We start from the raw sequence: 18,422 nt of genomic DNA, 5'->3' as shown, positions 1-18,422 counted from the left end.
ACATGCGGATCTTAGCCTGTTGAACCGATATATTAATTAAAACCTTGGCGCTATGAGGATTATCGACAATGAAATTACCCAATACTGGATTCATTTTCAGGCCGGGAATGATGAACCCAACAGGGTTTACCCTCCCGTTCTAATCAAATGTTATCACAATGATGATTTTGTTTTACAGTTGAACTTTCATCCAGACGGCAAAACTTTACCGGAAAACCATTTTGACAACAGAAACAATCTGGTTTATCTGCAGTACCCCATGTCCATGTATTTCAATATCATGGATACCCTGAGGAATGAAAAACCTATTTACTTCCACTGGACCAGGGAATTGAATATGGGATTCCTGAGGACAGGTAAAGAACCTGTGGGTGAAGGAGAACTGGAAACTGTTTTATAAACAGTTGATTTGCATGAAAAAAGCCGCCTTTTCAGGCGGCTTTTATATTATTTAATGTATGATATAAGGCGAGGATTTAATTCCGCACCTTTTATTTATTAGTTCATCATCCCTGTTGACATTTCAGGAACCAGTTGCATTAAATCTCTTTGTACTCCCCAGTACTCAAGGGAAGCATTGAAATTGTCCCAGTCTTCCTCAAAAGAACCCCAACCAAACATTTCATTGTAATCTTCTTCTGTAGTTGTGTCAGGTTCCGGACTGTCTGACTCCGCCCTCTTGTACGTATCAAAGCCAGCTGTTTGCACAAACAAATTCCTGTTTCCACCACTTACCAGTCTGTATAAAGACCTTCCATCCCAGCCTCTTTTTTCAGCAACCTTAGACATCCTGTACATTAACCTTCTGAAGTGCATCACCTTTCCGGCCTTTACGGCATAAAATGTTCTGCTAACGTATTTAGAGAAGGAGGTGTCATCCGGATTGGGATCATAAGAACCATTATTTAAGCGCTGCCATCTTACATGTCCCTTATCATTACCAACATATTTGGCCACGTTGTCTTCCCAGTATTTTCCCTCGGCGGATCTGTCCCGGTCATAATCTGCGGCAGATTTATTTCCCTGTACGCGGAAGTAATTCCCGGTATCGGGTCCTGTGATGATCCTGTAGGTAGTAATTGCGGTTTCCGGAGTATTGTTAAACATAGCTGTTTTCTTGGCAGCAGCTTCTTCAAATTTCTGGCGCATGCCTTCTTTTGCAGTGTACTCCCAGGAATTCCAGTAAACCGGATTGTTGCCCCTCTGAGCATAAATGGCGGTGCTTATCAAAAGCCCCAACCCTAATAGTAACAGTTTCTTCATTTTGGTTAATTTTTAGTATTGAGTTTTATTAATTGTTGCGTCAGAATTTACATTTTAGAAAAATAGTTTTGATGTTTTTGAGGACGAATGGCTGTTTTAGATGTCCGGAACTACATTTTTAATTATCAAAAGACAGATTTACTACATGACCAAGATCATGGTGATATGCCTATTCATTGATTAGTTTATAGGATTCCATTCCAAAAAACAGTCATGAAAACATTCTTTACCTCCCTATTAATCCTCATTTATGCTGTAAATCTTGTCAATTGTCAGGTTGTAGACCAGGTCGATGATAACGCCCCTATGAAGTCGTATGAATTTTACATGAAAAAATATGAGCAGAATTTAAAAGCCAGGAACTTTTTCCTTGTTGTTGGAGGCGCCAGTATTGTAGCGGGTGTTGTAGTGGGATTAACCGAAATACCCAGTGTTATTGCGGATGGTTTGGTGGACGGTTTACTTTATGGAGAGACAGAAGGAGAAGGCTCTTCCACGCCCGCAATTTTAATTATTGGTGGGGGTGCAGCAGGGCTTACTGGTTTATTATTACACACTATAGCTAACGAACATTGGAGGAACGCTAAGAAAGTGCAACAAAGAAAAAGCGCCAAGCTATATCTAGGTACAAGCCAGCAAAAAATTAGCAATATAAATTATCACCTGCCTAATAATGTTGGCGTTACGCTATTTATTCCATTATAATAAGACGACACTAAACAGCTGGCTCGGATTTAAAATCCGAGCCAGCTGTTTTTAGTCCTTTACTAAGAAGTTAATCATCAAGGGATTGGTAATATCAGGAAAATTAAATAACTCATGAGGAATGTCAGGTAAAACACACAATTCGCTGTTGGGAAGGAGCTTATAAATTTCTATGGCGTGCTCTAAAGGAATAAATGGATCCCTGTCGCCAAACATAACCAGTACTTTACTTTGGATTTCTGGTAGGATCTCACGAGGAATCCAAACCTCTTGTAACCACATGTTCTTTGAATCTACAATGAACTGATCCCAATAATCGGGATTAGGGGATATTTGCCTGTAATTTTTCTCCCATTCAGGAGGCAACATTTCAGCACTGAAATTTTTAAGCATAGCCAATCCTTCAGGCTTACTGTTACCAGGACCCAATGCGCCAGCACCAAATATTAATTTACTAACTCTTTCGGGTTTTAAATTCGAAACGAGTAGTCCTATAATTGCGCCGTCACTATAGCCAACAATTTTAACATCGCTCAAGTGCATCTTATCAATGAAGCCGGCAATATGATCCGCTATAATTTGATAGCTTAATGAATCTATTTGCTCAGATTTGCCATGACCAGGGCTATCTACTGCAAATATTTTAAAGTGCTTGGATAATTCAGGAATAACCGCTTTAAAATTGGAAATACTACCTAGCCCCCCATGTAACAAAATAAGGGGAGATCCATCCCCGTACATTTCATAATAAAGCTTGGCATTGTTGATTTCAACATAATTCCCCTTTTTAGTTCCTAACTTTATTTCCTGTCCAATAGATAAATTCAAGAAAAACAGAAGCAAAACAATAAAAAGACCGGGGTTATATGGTTTCCCTTTAGTATAATTCATATTTACAAATTCTTGCCTTTATAAGATACAAAGAATAATGACAGAGGGCTCGTATTTAAAATCCGAGCCCTCTGCTTACTACTTAGACACCCTGCTTTTTAAGCCGGTATAAATACGGGTTTCTACCCGGGGTGTCCTTTTGTAGTTTTGGCAAGCGCTCAAAGAGTCCGCTAGCCAACATCTTTTTTTGGAATCGGCTGCGGTCCAGTTTTTCTTCCAAAATGGCCTGATGTAGCTTGTGGAGTTCCGGCATGGTAAACTTATCTGGTAGCAGGTTATGAGTGATTAATTCGCGGTTTATATCCTCTTTTAAGCGATTACGGGCCTTTTTAAGAATCTGATCATGATCCATCCAGATATCGGGAAGCGCATCAAAATGGAACCAACCATAAGCCTCGTCGAAATTATGAACGGTCGGGTGGGTTTTGTTAATATCGACAAGGGCGTAGTAGGTTAAGGAAACAAAACGATCATTTACCCAATACCCCTCGTCCCATTTCACCCCTGAATTCAATATAAAATCTTTCCATTCTGACCCCAGTCCGGGGCGCCTTTCGCTATCACCGAAGACCGATAAAAACTGAAGGTGGGGATCTTCCAGATTTGTTCTGTCCTTAAGAATGGTTCTGGCGGCCTCATCCACGGATTGATCCCGCCTTATATAACCTCCAGGGAGCAGCCATTTGTTCCCCATTTTAAGTAACAGACATTTTAAATGCCCTTCCTCAAATCCAATAATAACCAGATCAATAGATAGGTTGGGTAAAAATAGTTTATCCCCTTCTTCGAGAAATTCCTGCAGGTCCATGCTACAAAAATAACATATTTGTGTCATTTTGCCACATTAAAATAATTAGTATATTTGTGTCGTTTTGTCACAAATATATTTTACCATGAAAAAAGGTTTTAAGATTGCATTAAAAGTGTTGTTAGGTATAATACTGTTGCTTATAGTTGCCGGTCTGATTGGCTGGTGGTATCTGCGATCCAGTTTCCTGGATTTTGAAGATGATTATGTTGAAAAGCGGGATTTTGAAGAACTAACCATTGAGGGGTACACCTTCCTGGACCGCAATGCAAACGGGAAGCTGGATGTGTATGAAGACAATCGTCGATCTACAGAAGAACGCGTCGCCGATATACTTTCCCAGATGACCACAGACGAAAAGATCCATTTGCTTAAAGGATCCGGGATGGCCTCCGGTTTGGGCCAGGTAGACCCCGGAGAAGGAATTCCCGGAGTTGTGGGGACCATTGTGGCTACGCCAAGACTTGGGCTCCCCTCCATTAACTTGAGTGACGGACCTGCAGGCTTGCGCATTGAACCCACTCGGGAAGGAGAAGACAGGACCTATTATTGTACTGCATTCCCTATAGCTACATTGCTGTCTTCCACATGGAATTTAGATTTAGTTCAGCAAGTTGGTAATGCGATGGGCAATGAAGCCGTGGAATACGGGGTAGACGTCATTCTCGGACCTGGAGCGAATATTCACCGCCATCCATTTTGTGGCCGCAATTTTGAATATTATTCAGAGGACCCTGTATTAACGGGATATATGGGTGCCGCCATGGTTAATGGGATCGAAAGCAATGGTGTGGGCGCCTCTGTTAAACACTTTGTGGCCAATAACCAGGAAACCAACAGGAATTATAATGACGTACTGGTATCGGAAAGAGCCATGCGTGAAATCTATTTGAAAGGATTCGAAATCATCGTAGAACGGGCCCAGCCCTGGACCATCATGTCTTCCTACAACAAGGTAAACGGTACCTACGTAGCAGAAAACAGGGCTCTTCTTACCGGTTTGTTAAGAGATGAGTGGGGGTTTGAAGGTTTAGTGATGACCGACTGGTTTGGTGGTCAGGATGCTCCGGCCATGATCAGTGCGGGGAACGACCTACTGGAGCCTGGTACTAAACAGCAGTGGAAGGCACTTATCAAAGCCCAGGAAGAAGGGCGGCTTTCCATGGATCATATAGACACCTCCGCTGAAAGGATATTAAGACTGATCCTTGAATCCAAAAAAATGCAAAATTACAGCTACAGTGAAAACCCGGACCTTGAGACCCATGCCCGGATCACGAGGCAATCCGCCGCGGAGGGTATTACACTGCTTAAAAACCAGGGGGCACTTCCTTTTACAGATATCCGGAATGTAGCCTTACTAGGCGTTACTTCCTATGATTTTATTGCTGGAGGAACCGGTTCAGGTGATGTGAATGAGGCCTACACGGTTTCCCTTGAGGAAGGACTTACCAATGCAGGGTTTGGAATCAACAATGTGGCCAAATCCGTATTTGAACAGCACAGGTCGGCCAACGAGGAAGCATTCGTTAAGCCGGAAGGATTGCAGGCCATGACCAACCCCTACAATCCACCGGAAATTAATTATACAGCAGAAAAATTGAAGGAGATTGCCGCACAGTCAGATGTAGCTATCCTGACTATTGGAAGGAACAGCGGGGAAGGAGGCGACAGAGTGGAAAAAGATGATTTCCTTTTATCGCAAACGGAAATGGATAATTTGATGCTTATTTGCGAAATATTCCATGCCGAGAATAAAAAAGTAATTGTTGTAATGAATATTGGCGGGGTGATCGAAACGGCTTCCTGGAAAGAACTTCCGGATGCTATCTTATTAGCCTGGCAGGGCGGACAGGAAGGTGGCAATGCGGTAACCGATATATTAACTGGTAAGATCACGCCCAGTGGAAAACTCCCAATGACCTTTCCCGTTAACCTGAACGATCATGCATCCAATGCCAATTTCCCTCTGGACGGAGAGCCCTTTGATTTATGGAAAATGCTGGTAACAGACGGTGAAAAGCCTGAGGAAGAAAAAGTCCCAAATAAGGATTATACGCGGTACGAAGAGGGAATCTATGTGGGCTACAGGCACTTTGACAAGGCTGGTCTTGAGGTTTCCTACCCATTTGGTTACGGACTCTCATACACCACCTTTCAATTAGATTCACTGCAGACAGAGCTCTTTGATGATCGCGTGGAACTGACCCTTTCCGTTCAGAATACGGGGAACAAGCCAGGAAAAGAGGTCGTTCAGCTGTATGTGTCCAAGGCCGATACACAGATAGACCGGCCTGTTCGTGAACTAAAAACCTTTGGAAAAACCCGGGAACTGGCTCCGGGAGAACGTCAGACCCTGGTATTGCCTCTGGATATCAAGGATCTGCGCTATTGGGACGAAAGCGTTTCCGACTGGACCCTGGAACCCGGTACGTATCGACTGGAGGTGGGGGTTTCGTCAAGGGATATTAGACAAACCACTGAAATCGATTTATAATTGGTAAATAGGTATGATGCCCATAAAGAAGGCTCGTATTTAAAATACGAGCCTTTTACAGTATATAGTTCATCATACAGAAATACCTTCACCTTTTAAAGCATCCGGAATTATAATACGATCAAAAAGCTGGATGCTTATATCTTAATTGGAGATTACTTTAGGGCAACAAAATCAGAAATAATTTAACTGGAAATACTGAAACCATGAGAACAATTTCGATTATCGCCCTTCTTATGTTTCTATTTGCCTTGTCATCTCTACAGGCACAGAAAGTAAAGTTCTACAAAGCGAAAGTTACCTTAAACAACGACACCCGGGTTAAAGGAATCCTATATGGCGTCAGTGAAGAAGGATTGTTATTAATGGATAAAAATCTCGTGGATACTGTAATGACCATCGATCCCCGGTCTATTACATTAATAAAGCTTAGAAGAAGTGGTCGTGTGGGCAGAGGTGCATTAATTGGAGCTTCCGGAGGTGCACTACTGGGTGCAGTCATCGGTAATGCCTCATATAGCAGTAGTAACGATTGTGAAGGGTGGTTTTGTTACTCACCTTCACGCGAAGAAACAGTCTATGGTGGTGCAATTTTCTTTGGTGTACAAGGGGCAATTATTGGTGCGCTAATTGGTACAGGTAGTAGGAAATTTGAGATAAATGGAGATACAAGCATATACAACACCTATATTTCCGAACTGCGAAGTTTTGCCCTCAAGTAAATTATGATTAACTGGAAACGGAAGACCCGGATTTGAAATCCGGGCCTTAGATAAACCTTAACAGGCACTTATTTCTTTAACCTTTCGGCCACGCGGTCATAATCCTCCTGACTCAATACTTCAGTCCATGTAGTGGGTTGGGTTCCTCCGTAGAGTGCCAAATAGGTAACATCACTTTCTTTGGAGGATGAATGCCAATGTTCTGTTTCCTTATTGCATTTGATAACATCACCTGTCTTCATTCGAACAGGCTCCTTTCCTCTTTCCTGGTAATATCCTTCTCCATCTACAATAATTAGAACCTGAGGGGAGGAGTGTTCGTGCCAGTCCAACGTGGAATTTGCTTTAAAAGTTGCTTTGGTGATATTATAGTTTAAATCTCCTTCTGCGCTGAGTAATTGGTTTAACCAGGCCTCACCGATATAATGGGTGTTAGGAGCCTTAGTGCCTTCATCTAAATAAGAGGTTATTGAATAGTCTGAATCTTGAGCATAGTTAAGTAAAGGCAGTAATAGGAATACGGCAACTAATAAATTCTTCATTGGTATAATTTTGAAATCAATTTAAAACAAAAAATGGTTACACTGTGATGGCATACCTTTTATATTGTTCTTAAATGTTCATTACAGGAATTGATCTACCTGCTGATACGCCTGAATTACGGCAAGTTCACCTTCTTTACCTGCTTTGGAATTTCCGTGCTCCATGCCCAAAATACCCTTGTATCCCTTATCATATATGTATTTAAAGATGTTTTTGTAATTGATCTCTCCAGTAGTGGGTTCTTTCCTTCCGGGGTTATCCCCAATTTGAAAATACCCTATTTCATCCCAGCACTTTTCAATATTGGGCAGCAGGTTTCCTTCCTGTACCTGCTGGTGGTAAATGTCAAAGAGTATTTTGCAGGAAGGGGAATCTACCGCCTTGCAAATAGCGTAGGCCTGCGGACTTTCCGAAAGGAATAAGCCAGGATGATTTCTGAAATTTAGGGGTTCCAGGACCATTACCAGCCCATGGGGTTCAAGGATTGCACTGGCTTGTTTAAGTGTTTCAACAACATTTGCCGTTTGATAGGCCATATTAAGTCGTAGATCCATATGCCCGGGCACTACAGTCATCCATTTGGCATTCACGCGTTTTGCTACGGGAATGGCAGCTTTGATCTCTGCTAAAAATTCCTCACGCTTTTGCGAATCTCCACTGGCCAGGTTGGGTTCATTCCAATAAATGGTATGGGCTACAAAGACTCCCATTCTAAGCCCCCTTTCCTCCATAACCTTTGCCATCTGCTCTTGCAATTCCACAGGGCGTTGACGCATCTCATTATCTTCAAAAGCTGTAAACCCCTGGTCGGCCATAAAGTGAAGCTGATCCAGTGGGTTTTTTCCCGCATACTCTTGAAACATACCCAAATGAGGGGCATAATTCAGATTATAGCGATAGGATTTAGCTGATCTCCCTGTGGATGCCCATAATCCGGGAACACTTAGCCCTAAACCCGCTGCCGTGGTCATTGCAGTAAATACTCTTCTGTCCATATTATTCAAAAGTTGTTTTTCCTGGTTGTGGAATTGCATAACGCCCTTCTTCATCCGGGAGTACTGGCGGAGTACTTTCCCAGCTCATGCTTTCCGGCACTAGCTGATAATTTGCATTAAGTGCCTGTTCCCAGCTTACCTTCTTTCCTGAATAGGTTGCCATCCGTCCCATAATGGCAGTTAGTGTGCTTTTAGCCGCATTTTCGGCATCTGCAATTACCCCTCCATTTCGAATGGAAGCGAACAAACGGTCGTGTTCTACCTGATAGGGATTGGGATCTTCCCCCCACTTTCCGGGATATTGGAACAGGGTTTTATTCTCGAGATCCTGAATTAGTCCGCTCCCAAGTGTTATGCTCCCTTTGGTGCCTTGAAAAACTTCATCCACACGGCTCATGGTACCGGGTTGATGTCGGCATTGACTCGAAATCACAGCCCCTCCCGGATAGGTAAACTCTACAAAATGATGGTCAAATATTTCTCCGTGGTCGATGCCATTGCGCACCTGACGGCCACCCATGCCCTGGGCTTCTACCGGGTATTCCCCAATAAACCAGTTCGCCACGTCAATGTTGTGGATATGCTGCTCCAGGATATGGTCTCCGCACAACCAGTTGAAGTAATACCAGTTGCGCATTTGGTATTCCAATTCAGTTTGTCCGGGTTCCCGTTTCCGTACCCACACCCCTGCATCATTCCAATAGACCTGTCCGGCCCGAATCTTCCCAATGGCCCCTCCCTGTACCTGTTCCAGGAGGCTGAGGTATTTCTGCTGGTAACGGCGCTGCAGCCCAACGACTACATTCAGTTTCTTTTGTTTGGCCAGCTGAGCGGAAGCTAAAACCTTTCGAATCCCAACAGGGTCTGTAGCTACCGGTTTTTCCATAAAAACATGCTTGTCGTTATTGATAGCATATTCAAAATGGTAAGGTCGAAAACCCGGTGGCGTGGCGAGGATCACTACATCGGCCATGTCAATTGCTTTTTTATAGGCATCAAAGCCAACAAAGCGATGCTGTTCCTTCACCTTAATGTCTTTTTCCCCATCAAAATGCTCCTGAATCGCTTTAAGGCTTCCTTCCAGGCGATCGGAAAAAGCATCTGCCATGGCTACAAGTTCAACGTCAGGATCTGCAGTTAATGCCTGGACGGCAGCCCCGGAACCACGGCCTCCACAACCAACTAAGGCCAGTTTTAATTTTTTATTACTCCATACAGGAGTCATAAAATCCGAGGGGATTGGAGCGGTTAGTACTCCACCTGCAGCAAGGGTGGAACTTTTAATAAAACTTCTTCGGGAGTTCTTTTGTTGTTTCATTGTGATTTATTTCTCAGTTGAGTAATTCCAATATTTCTTTTGTTCTGCCGGGCCTGGTGTTTCCACGGGGCGCACCACGCGAAAACCTACAAACGGAGCATCGGTATGCCACCATTTACTTTGGGGGATTTGCGGATCGCGTTGTTTCCATTTTTTTGACGATCCCCTTCTGGCAGCACTGCGCAAAGCACCAGGGCTATCCATCCAGGAACCACCACGAACTACGCGTGGATAGGTTTTTGTGGGCCTTAGATAGGGATTGTCACTAGTTTTCTTTTTTCGGGTGCTGTAGGTGGTTTCATCGTAAGCATCTAAGGTCCATTCCGCAACATTACCATGCATATCGTGGAGCCCCCATGGGTTTGGCTTTTTTTCTCCCACCTTATGGTAAGAACCTCTGGCATTATCCTTAAACCAGGCGTATTCGGATAAGTTGTCAGCAGTTTCACCAAACGAATAGGCTGTTGCGGTACCTGCCCTGCAGGCATACTCCCATTCGGCTTCGGTGGGCAAACGATAAAAATTACCGGTCATAGCGGATAGCCATTCGCAAAATTTTGTTGCAGCATATTGTGTCATGCAAATGGCAGGATACCCATCTTTACCCATTCCAAAGCTCATGTCGATATAAGGTGTTGAAGCGCCGGAAACCGCATCCACATCCAGCTTCACTTCCTGCCCGGGAGATCCCTCCTTTTGATAGGAGTCAATGCTGCGTTCCACAAAAAGATTATAGAGATCCCAGGTAATTTCAAATTCGGCCATCCAGAACGGAGCAATACTTACCTGATGCTGAGGTGCTTCGTCAGGCAGATGTCCTTCTTCTGAAGGTGCACTACCCATTTCAAATGTCCCTCCGGGAATGTAAACCATCGACAAGGATTCAGTAGTACCGGGAAGTTGCTGGGTATAGTTTTCTTGTCCAAAGCCAAACTGGGCCATTAACAAGAAAAGAAGCAAGTACCTTACCTGATATTTTATCATGAAAATAAGGTACTAAATTTTCACTGTTTATGCCTCAGGTTAAAAAAAGGAATTAAAAAATATGTTGAAACAGTAGGATAGGATAGAATGCCGTATTTAGCAAATGGGTGGGAAAAGGACTGCCCATTCCCAATAATGTTATCAATTAGGAAAAAGAAACCTAGTTGATATCGACTTTATTAGTATCTTTTTCAAAAATAATATGCTCGGACTTGTTTATCGGCCATATAAAGTATTTCCATTCTGATAATACCACCTATAGCAGTGATGCTTGTCCCTTAGAACTATGAAAACTGAACTCAACGTCCGAACATTTTTAGCAAGCCTGCTATTTGCCCTGATTTTAATCGTCCCTTATGAATATTATTTTAGGGAGATAGAGAAATATCCTCGCAGTCATGAGTTGGAAAGTTTTGATATATGGGCTGACCAAAGAGCACAGGTTCCTGCTCTTGATAGCAAAGACATTGTAATCCTGGGGTCCTCCAGGGGTCATTTTGACATCAATATACATGTATGGGATTCCCTGACCGGCAGGAGACCCTTGATGCTGGCTTATCCGGGCAGCTCTCCATTCTTTCCAATGGAAGACATTGTCAATGAAACCTCTTTCAGCGGCACATTAATCGTAAGCTCCGCACCTGGTTTATTCTATACAATTCGGAGTGGTCGGGGTGCCAATCGTGGAAAAAAGTTCGTTGATCATTTCTACAACCGAACCTATGCCCAGCGCTTCAATCAGCAAATTTTCTATTTGTATGAATCTTCGCTGTCATTTTTGAATAAAAGCTTAAGCCTCAAAAATATCATTGAGTCACGTTTCATCCTGCCTAACAGGGATTCTATCAACAATCCGCCGGTATGGCCGCCTATGGTAGCCATGGATAAATATCGCAACATACGAATGAATCCTTTTTTTGAAAAGGATTCAGCAATGATAAAAGCACAAACTGATATTTGGTACAATCCTGATTTTAAAAACCGGTTTGTGGATAGCGTGGATGTGATTATAAATCATTATGTGTCCCTGGCTCATAAACTCCAGGCAAGAGGTGGAAAAGTAGTATTTATCAGACCTCCGGTATCCGACTGGTATTTAACAGAAGAAGCCGAGCATTTTCCTAGAGAAAAATATTGGGACCGGTTGATCGATGAATGCAACTGCGTAGGGTATTCCTATGAAGATTTCAAGGAAACTAAAGATATGATACCCCCCGAATGGTCGCACCTGAATCGAAAAGATTCTGACGAATACACCAAATTCCTTGTAAATCAATTATCAAAAGACAAAATTCTTTAACCTATGCTATTCAATACTACAGGATTCGTTGTCTTTTTGGTGATTGTCCTCTTCTTGTATTACTGGGTTCCCTTGAGCTGGAAGCAGAAAAAATTTATGTTACTGGTCGCAAGCTATATTTTTTATGGCTTATGGAATCCTCCCTTAATACTTTTGTTGTGGATATCAACGCTAGTCGATTGGACGGCAGGTAATAAAATGGCGAAGATCACGGATCCATCCAGGAGAAAACTGTGGTTGTTGCTAAGTATCTTTGTTAACCTGGGGTTTCTATGTTTTTTCAAGTATGGTAATTTTCTGCTTGAAAATTTCAATATGCTCCTGGGACTGTTTTCGATCAGCTACACGCCTCCCAAATTAGACATCCTGCTACCGATGGGTATATCATTCTATACCTTTCAGACCATGTCTTATACCATAGACCTTTATTACAAGAAAATAAAGCCTGCTAAGACCTTTCTTGATTTTGCGCTTTATGTGACCTTTTTCCCTCAACTGGTGGCCGGTCCAATTGTACGTTCAGACGAATTGGTACCACAGTTCTACGAACCGAAGCGTGCCAATCAGGCGCAGTTTTTTATGGGCTTGATGTTATTAACGATTGGATTATTTGAGAAAACCATATTTGCTGACTCACTACTAAGCCCCGTCTCGGATGCCGTCTTTGGATCCAATGATAAGTTAATGCCATTAGATGCATGGACAGGCGTTCTGGCATTCTCGGGTCAAATATTTTTCGACTTTGCTGGATATTCCTTATGTGCCATTGGGATTGCAAAAATGCTTGGGATCATCTTGCCGGATAACTTCAGGTATCCTTACGGCAGTATCGGATTTTCTGAACTGTGGCGAAAATGGCATATCTCGCTTTCAACCTGGTTGAGGGATTACTTATATATCCCTCTTGGCGGCAATAAAAAGGGGGCCAGAAGAACATACATCAATCTGATGCTGACCATGCTTCTGGGTGGGTTATGGCATGGTGCTGCCTGGACATTTGTTGCCTGGGGCTTTTTGCATGGATTTTATCTTATCACGGAGCGCTGGCTAAAAAATTATTTCACTATCCGCACAAACCATCTGATGATACAACTCTTGCTGGCGTTCTCCACATTTACCCTGGTTAATTTTACATGGGTCTTTTTTAGGGCGACAAGTTTCGAATCTGCATGGAATCTCATTATGTCAATGTTGTTTCTGCAAGGAGAAGAGGCTATCCTTACAAGCAACTATCTTTTCCTCGTACTGTTGCTTATGACATTGGTGTTCATTTCACATTTTGCCATGAGAAACAGATCATTGGTGGGGGTTATAGAGCAAACGCCCAAATGGCTTATGGTGGTGGTATGGGGTATCATGTTATTCGGTTTAATGATTGTGCAAACTACCGGACAGCAATTCATTTATTTTCAGTTTTAAGTCCGTTTAGCCCCAAAGGTTCCGGTCGCGAGTAAAAAGAAATATCCCCCGCCGGACCTGGCACTGGGTGGGCCACATAACAGGTTTTATGAAGAGAGAATCTTTTTTGGCGTCAATTATTATCTGATAAAGAACCTTTTGAAAATGGTATTACATAAGTTCGAAGAATAGATAAGGTAAATATTTATATATCGATAAAACTGGCAAGCGTGTCAATTGAGATTTGATACACTCCCGCAGCGGGCTCGGATTTAAAATCCTAGCCTTCCTTTTTTTGGTCTTTAATAAAGGTCATGCATTAACAAAAACCCTGATATAGTGTTGAACCAATAAAGACCGAGATATAATCAAATATTTTGTAAGTTCAGGGCCCCAAAGGAATAATTGTAATAGAACTATATTTTCTGAATTAAGAGCCTATTAAACCAAAATCAAGCGATATGAAAATTTTTGATTCTTTCCGAAAGTCGCAGTTCCAAAATTTGAAGAGAAATGCTTTCTGTCTTCTGGCCTTGATATTGTCGGCATGTCAAAATGGTGAAGATAACTCCCAAAGTGACTTTAGAATAGAATATGAAAAGTTTGAATTGGACAATGGTTTAGATGTCATATTTCACATCGATCGCACAGATCCAGTTGTAGCAGTAGCTCTGACCGCTCATGTGGGTTCAGCCAGAGAAAAGGCGGGCAGAACAGGTTTTGCGCACCTTTTTGAACATTTACTTTTCCTGGAATCTGAAAATTTGGGCAAAGGAGGATTAGATAAGTTAAGTGCACGGATAGGCGGTTCGGGAGCTAACGGCTCAACCTCCAGGGATCGCACTAATTATTTTCAGACTGTACCCAGTGATGCCCTTGAAAAAATGATTTGGGCAGAGGCAGATAAAATAGGTTGGTTCATCAACACCGTAACAGAGCCTGTATTGGCCAAAGAAAAAGAGGTAGTCAAAAACGAAAAGCGTTTGAGAGTTGACAATCAGCCTTACGGACATACACAATATGTCATAGATAAAGCTTTGTATCCAGAAGGTCATCCGTACAACTGGCAGGTTATTGGTTCATTAGAGGATTTACAAAATGCCACACTGGAAGATGTAAAAGATTTTTACAGGAAATGGTACGGGCCTAATAATGTAACTCTGGTTATTTCAGGAGATTTTGATCCCGCGCAAGCAAAGGAGTGGGTGGAAAAATATTTTAACGAAATCCCCAGAGGAGAAGAAGTTGCGAAGCAACCAAAGCAATCGGCGGTGATTAATAAGACTATGAAGTTTTATCATGAAGATAATTTTGCCCGATTGCCTGAGCTTACGGTTGCCTGGCCCACAGTACCCTTATATCATAAGGACTATTATCCTTTGGTTGTTCTTACCAAGTATCTTACAGAAGGTAAGAAAGCCCCTTTTACCCAGGTACTCGTTAACGACCTTAGGCTTACCAGCGAGGTTCGAATGTTTAGCAGAAACTCGGAGTTAGCAGGGCAGGCACAGTTAAGCATTAGAGCATTCGAAGAAATTGACCTGGATTCTGTGCAATCTGCCATAAACAAAGCTTTTAATCAATTCGAAAAATCAGGTATTTCAGAGCAGGATTTGGACCGCATCAAGGCAGGACAAGAGGCAGACTTTTATGGTAGTTTGTCCAGCGTACTGGGCAAAGGATTTCAACTGGCCCAATACAATATCTTTGCCGATGACCCGGGTTACATTAATGAAGATATCAGGAAAATTCAGGAAGTCACATCGGCAGATGTCATAGAGGTTTATGAAAAATACATCAAAGACCAACCCTATGTGGCAACGAGCTTTGTACCAAAGTCCTCCGCTTTATTAGCGCTTGAAGGTTCGGTTAAGGCCAATGTGGTTGAAGAGCCTATTGTACTCGGTGCAGAGAATAGTTTTGATCCTTCACTTGAAGCTTCTTATGAGAAAACCCCATCCTCTTTTGACCGATCTGTAGAACCTCCCTATGGTTCACCACCAAGTGTCAAAATACCGGAAGTTTGGCAGGCTTCTTTGACCAATGGATTAGAAGTCCTGGGTATTGAAAGTAACGAAGTACCATTAATACAGATGAATCTGGTAATTGATGGTGGCCAATTGTTGGATAGTCCTGAAAAAGTGGGTGTAGCCAATATGGTGGCTGAAATGATGACAAGAGGAACCGAAACAAAAACCCCGGTAGAACTTGAAAATGCAATTGCGCAATTGGGTGCCAGTATTCGTGTTAGCTCTGGAAAAGACGAGATTCGAATTTCGGCAACAACATTGGCTCGAAACTATGAAGCCACAATCGATCTAATTCAGGAAATCCTCACAGAACCAAGGTGGGATAATGAAGAACTGGAGCTGGTGCGGCAAAAGGTTATAAACGCTTTGAAACAACAGGAAGCCAATCCGAATACCATCGCCTCGAACACTTTCGATATTCTTATATATGGTAAGGACAATATACTTTCAAAGAATAGCCTTGGCGACCAAAAGGGTATTGAATCAGTCACGATGGCAGATTTAAAAAATTACTATGACAAATTTCTGGCACCTAATGTGGCAAAGTTTTATTTTGTAGGTTCCATATCGCAGGAGAAAGCAATTTCTTCCTTGTCCTCGCTTCAGAAGGAATGGAAAATGAAAGAAGTCACAATCCCGAAGACCAAAATATCTGCTACACCCAAAAATTCAACAGTCTACTTTTATGACGTGCCTAATGCGAAGCAATCTGTTTTGTTTATTGGATACCCTGCATTGACCAAAACCGATGCTGATTATTACCCAGCGGTAGTAATGAATTACATTCTGGGTGGTGGAGGCTTTGCGTCACAGCTCACCCAGGAATTACGGGAAAAGAAAGGGTATACGTATGGTATTGGTTCTTACTTTTCCGGCGACTTGTCCGGGACATTTGCCATACGGAGTAATGTAAGATCAAATATTACCCTGGAGGCTTCCCAGGCTATAAAGAACATTCTGGAAGAATATGGGCCTAATTATTCGTTTCAAGATCTGGAAACAACCCAAAGTGCTCTGATTAAAGGTAATGCAAGAGCTTTTGAAACGGCAAGAGCTAAATTGAATATGTTGGAAAATGTTGGAAAATATAATTGGCCTGTTGATTATTTGAAGCAACAAGAAGCAATAATCAATGAAATGACCGTAGAAGAAGTAAAAAATCTCGCAGCAAAATATATAAACCCCAACAAAATGTATTGGTTGGTTGTTGGAGATGCGGCCACTCAATTGGAAAGAATGAAGGAACTGGGTTTTGGAGAACCGGTTCTCATTAATCAGGATTCAGCGCGTAAGTGAAAAATAGTTCGAATATCCCAACCCGGACTTCACCAATAGCGTAAAGTAATACTTTGATGTATTAAACCCCCTATCCTTGAGGTCAGATAAGGGGTTTTGAGTTAGTGACAACAGCTAATTTTGGTTGCTATCCTGCAATGCCCAGCTGTTAGTTTAATTGTATTATTCCAAGGTTTGGAGATATTCTAAATTCGTGTAAGGGGATAAAAGTTCATCTCTTTTCTTCATTGCGGCCTTTATATTTTCAGCCATCGAAGCGCCATCCAGCATTTGCATTCCGGTATAAATATTATTATTTCCAAGATCTAATATGGTGCTATTTCCAATACCTACCAAAGTATTGTTATCTCCGGATAATAAATAGTCAGCATCGGAAGTGAATATCCCTTCCAAATTATTTCCAACGAACGTGCTATTATCTGTTTCATTTAAAATACCGAACCATGCTTCACCCCTAACGATATTATTTCTCACTATGGCTTCATTATTCCCTTCAAATATGGAAATACCGGCAAGATTCGGTAAACCAAATTGCGTTGGATCAAAACCTAAATTGGTAACCCTGTTGTTTTTTATTGAGACTTTAAATTTTGCTTCCGCATTGGGCGTTGGGCCAATTTCAATTGGCAGGAATCCAGCTGTTTTAACTTCATTTCCTTCAATCAGTATTTTATTTGGGTTTCCTAGGACAGGTTCAGATTCCTGGGTAACTACAATGGCGCCAAATGCTACTGTCTCCATGTAATTGTTCTCAATAATTACACTAGATCCTGCCATAAATCGATAATTCGTCTGCTTTACTTCTTTATACGAGTTGTTATAGATCTCTATACTGGCTCCATTAAAGGCTTGGTATAATGTAGCCTGAACCCCTTGCTTTGAAAAATCAGAATTGGTCAACATATGGTGACCACCACTTGTAAATTCAGGGAAATTCGCAAAATTTCCTTCTACAATTATTCCCTGGTAAGGTTGTGTTAACAACCAGGAGGGAACATCGGCAGTAGCATCAGTTCCGGTTAATCTAAGATTGTCAAAATTTGTGTCTGTTCCATCCTCCGATAAAAAGGTTATGATAAACACCCCTAAATTGCCATCTGGCCCATCATTTCTGAATCCATCTACTAAAGAATAGGCCATATGAGACACTTCTAAAGAGCCGGAAGGGCTAACCAGGACAATTAAGCTAAAACCGAAAAAAGGATTAGCGTCGCTACCAACCCCAACTACTTCCGTCTTGTCTTTTCCCATTCCTTTGATTGTGCCTTCAAATCCGAATGAAACTATCATACGATTAATATAAAAAGTGCCGCTTTCCAATAACAGAACTCCCCCAGGAGGTAAGGATTCAATAGCCGCTTGAATTGCAGCAAAATCAGTGACACCTGAAGTGTCCCCACTAGGAGAAACTACTATATCGGCATTTATGGTTTTTGCCGAAACTGCAACAAGGTCCATAGTATCTTCTAGTAAAATGTCGTGTTCATTGGTGCAATTACTTAGCGTAAAGGATGTAATGAATGCGATAAGCAATAACCAAATGGGTAGTTTTTTGGTTGTTTTCATAATTTAAGAATTTTTTTATGCTGTTTATAAATGAAGTGATAAAGGTCAGCTGATTTTGAACGAAAGTCCCTGCCTGTGCTTAAGGCCTTTTAAAAGTACACGCTCT

General features: G+C 42.0%; 15 protein-coding genes. 7 read left to right on the top strand and 8 right to left on the bottom strand.

Annotated elements, in window-relative coordinates:
- Positions 1-52: 52 nt before the first annotated feature.
- Positions 53-400 (top strand): hypothetical protein, encoded by a 348-nt coding sequence (locus OO016_RS04165; protein WP_266011090.1) that lies wholly within the window; start codon positions 53-55, stop codon positions 398-400.
- Between the two features lie 98 nt (positions 401-498).
- Here the strand turns inward: OO016_RS04165 and OO016_RS04160 are convergent, their stop codons facing one another.
- Entirely contained in the window at positions 499-1,263 is a 765-nt protein-coding gene (locus OO016_RS04160; RefSeq protein WP_266011088.1) for a hypothetical protein, read from the bottom strand.
- A 213-nt stretch (positions 1,264-1,476) separates the two neighbouring features.
- On the opposite strand from OO016_RS04160, the gene OO016_RS04155 reads away from it, so the two are divergent.
- Positions 1,477-1,968, top strand: a complete 492-nt coding sequence (locus OO016_RS04155; RefSeq protein WP_266011086.1) for a hypothetical protein — start codon at positions 1,477-1,479, stop codon at positions 1,966-1,968.
- Positions 1,969-2,019: 51 nt separating this feature from the next.
- Here OO016_RS04155 and OO016_RS04150 read toward each other — a convergent pair whose 3' ends face one another.
- Positions 2,020-2,859, bottom strand: a complete 840-nt coding sequence (locus OO016_RS04150; protein ID WP_266011084.1) for an alpha/beta fold hydrolase — start codon at positions 2,857-2,859, stop codon at positions 2,020-2,022.
- Between the two features lie 82 nt (positions 2,860-2,941).
- Positions 2,942-3,694, bottom strand: a complete 753-nt coding sequence (locus tag OO016_RS04145; protein WP_266011082.1) for an NUDIX hydrolase — start codon at positions 3,692-3,694, stop codon at positions 2,942-2,944.
- Between the two features lie 58 nt (positions 3,695-3,752).
- On the opposite strand from OO016_RS04145, the gene OO016_RS04140 reads away from it, so the two are divergent.
- Together OO016_RS04140 and OO016_RS04135 are read left to right on the top strand one after the other, a co-directional pair.
- Entirely contained in the window at positions 3,753-6,164 is a 2,412-nt protein-coding gene (locus OO016_RS04140; RefSeq protein ID WP_266011080.1) for a glycoside hydrolase family 3 N-terminal domain-containing protein, read from the top strand.
- Positions 6,165-6,370: 206 nt separating this feature from the next.
- A complete protein-coding gene (locus OO016_RS04135) occupies positions 6,371-6,886 on the top strand; it encodes a hypothetical protein (protein ID WP_266011078.1) in 516 nt (171 codons plus the stop codon).
- 68 nt (positions 6,887-6,954) lie between these two features.
- Here OO016_RS04135 and OO016_RS04130 read toward each other — a convergent pair whose 3' ends face one another.
- The 4 genes from OO016_RS04130 to OO016_RS04115 all read right to left on the bottom strand — a co-directional run bounded on the left by OO016_RS04130 (position 6,955) and on the right by OO016_RS04115 (position 10,726).
- Entirely contained in the window at positions 6,955-7,428 is a 474-nt protein-coding gene (locus OO016_RS04130; RefSeq protein WP_266011076.1) for a cupin domain-containing protein, read from the bottom strand.
- Positions 7,429-7,509: 81 nt separating this feature from the next.
- Positions 7,510-8,424 (bottom strand): hydroxypyruvate isomerase family protein, encoded by a 915-nt coding sequence (locus OO016_RS04125; RefSeq protein WP_266011074.1) that lies wholly within the window; start codon positions 8,422-8,424, stop codon positions 7,510-7,512.
- A gap of 1 nt (position 8,425) precedes the next feature.
- Entirely contained in the window at positions 8,426-9,742 is a 1,317-nt protein-coding gene (locus OO016_RS04120) for a Gfo/Idh/MocA family protein (RefSeq protein WP_266011072.1), read from the bottom strand.
- A gap of 6 nt (positions 9,743-9,748) precedes the next feature.
- Positions 9,749-10,726 carry a formylglycine-generating enzyme family protein gene (locus OO016_RS04115; protein ID WP_266011071.1) on the bottom strand — a complete coding sequence of 326 codons (978 nt, stop codon included), beginning with the start codon at positions 10,724-10,726 and terminating at the stop codon, positions 9,749-9,751.
- Between the two features lie 286 nt (positions 10,727-11,012).
- Here OO016_RS04115 and OO016_RS04110 point away from each other — a divergent pair, with 286 nt between their 5' ends.
- The 3 genes from OO016_RS04110 (at position 11,013) to OO016_RS04100 (ending at position 16,750) form a co-directional block, all read left to right on the top strand.
- On the top strand, positions 11,013-12,026 hold the full coding sequence (locus OO016_RS04110) for a hypothetical protein (RefSeq protein WP_266011069.1): 1,014 nt from the start codon (positions 11,013-11,015) through the stop codon (positions 12,024-12,026).
- A 405-nt stretch (positions 12,027-12,431) separates the two neighbouring features.
- Positions 12,432-13,445, top strand: coding sequence for an MBOAT family O-acyltransferase (locus OO016_RS04105; RefSeq protein WP_266011067.1), 1,014 nt, complete (start codon positions 12,432-12,434; stop codon positions 13,443-13,445).
- 440 nt (positions 13,446-13,885) lie between these two features.
- The gene (locus OO016_RS04100; protein ID WP_266011065.1) at positions 13,886-16,750 is read left to right on the top strand and encodes a M16 family metallopeptidase; all 2,865 of its coding nucleotides are present in this window, start codon (positions 13,886-13,888) and stop codon (positions 16,748-16,750) included.
- A gap of 162 nt (positions 16,751-16,912) precedes the next feature.
- On the opposite strand, the gene OO016_RS04095 is transcribed toward OO016_RS04100, so the two are convergent.
- A complete protein-coding gene (locus OO016_RS04095; protein ID WP_266011064.1) occupies positions 16,913-18,316 on the bottom strand; it encodes a right-handed parallel beta-helix repeat-containing protein in 1,404 nt (467 codons plus the stop codon).
- Positions 18,317-18,422: the final 106 nt, after the last annotated feature.

Source organism: Lentiprolixibacter aurantiacus (assembly GCF_026241225.1).
GTDB lineage: Bacteria > Bacteroidota > Bacteroidia > Flavobacteriales > Flavobacteriaceae > Lentiprolixibacter > Lentiprolixibacter aurantiacus.
This window is presented reverse-complemented; position numbering and strand designations above follow the sequence as displayed.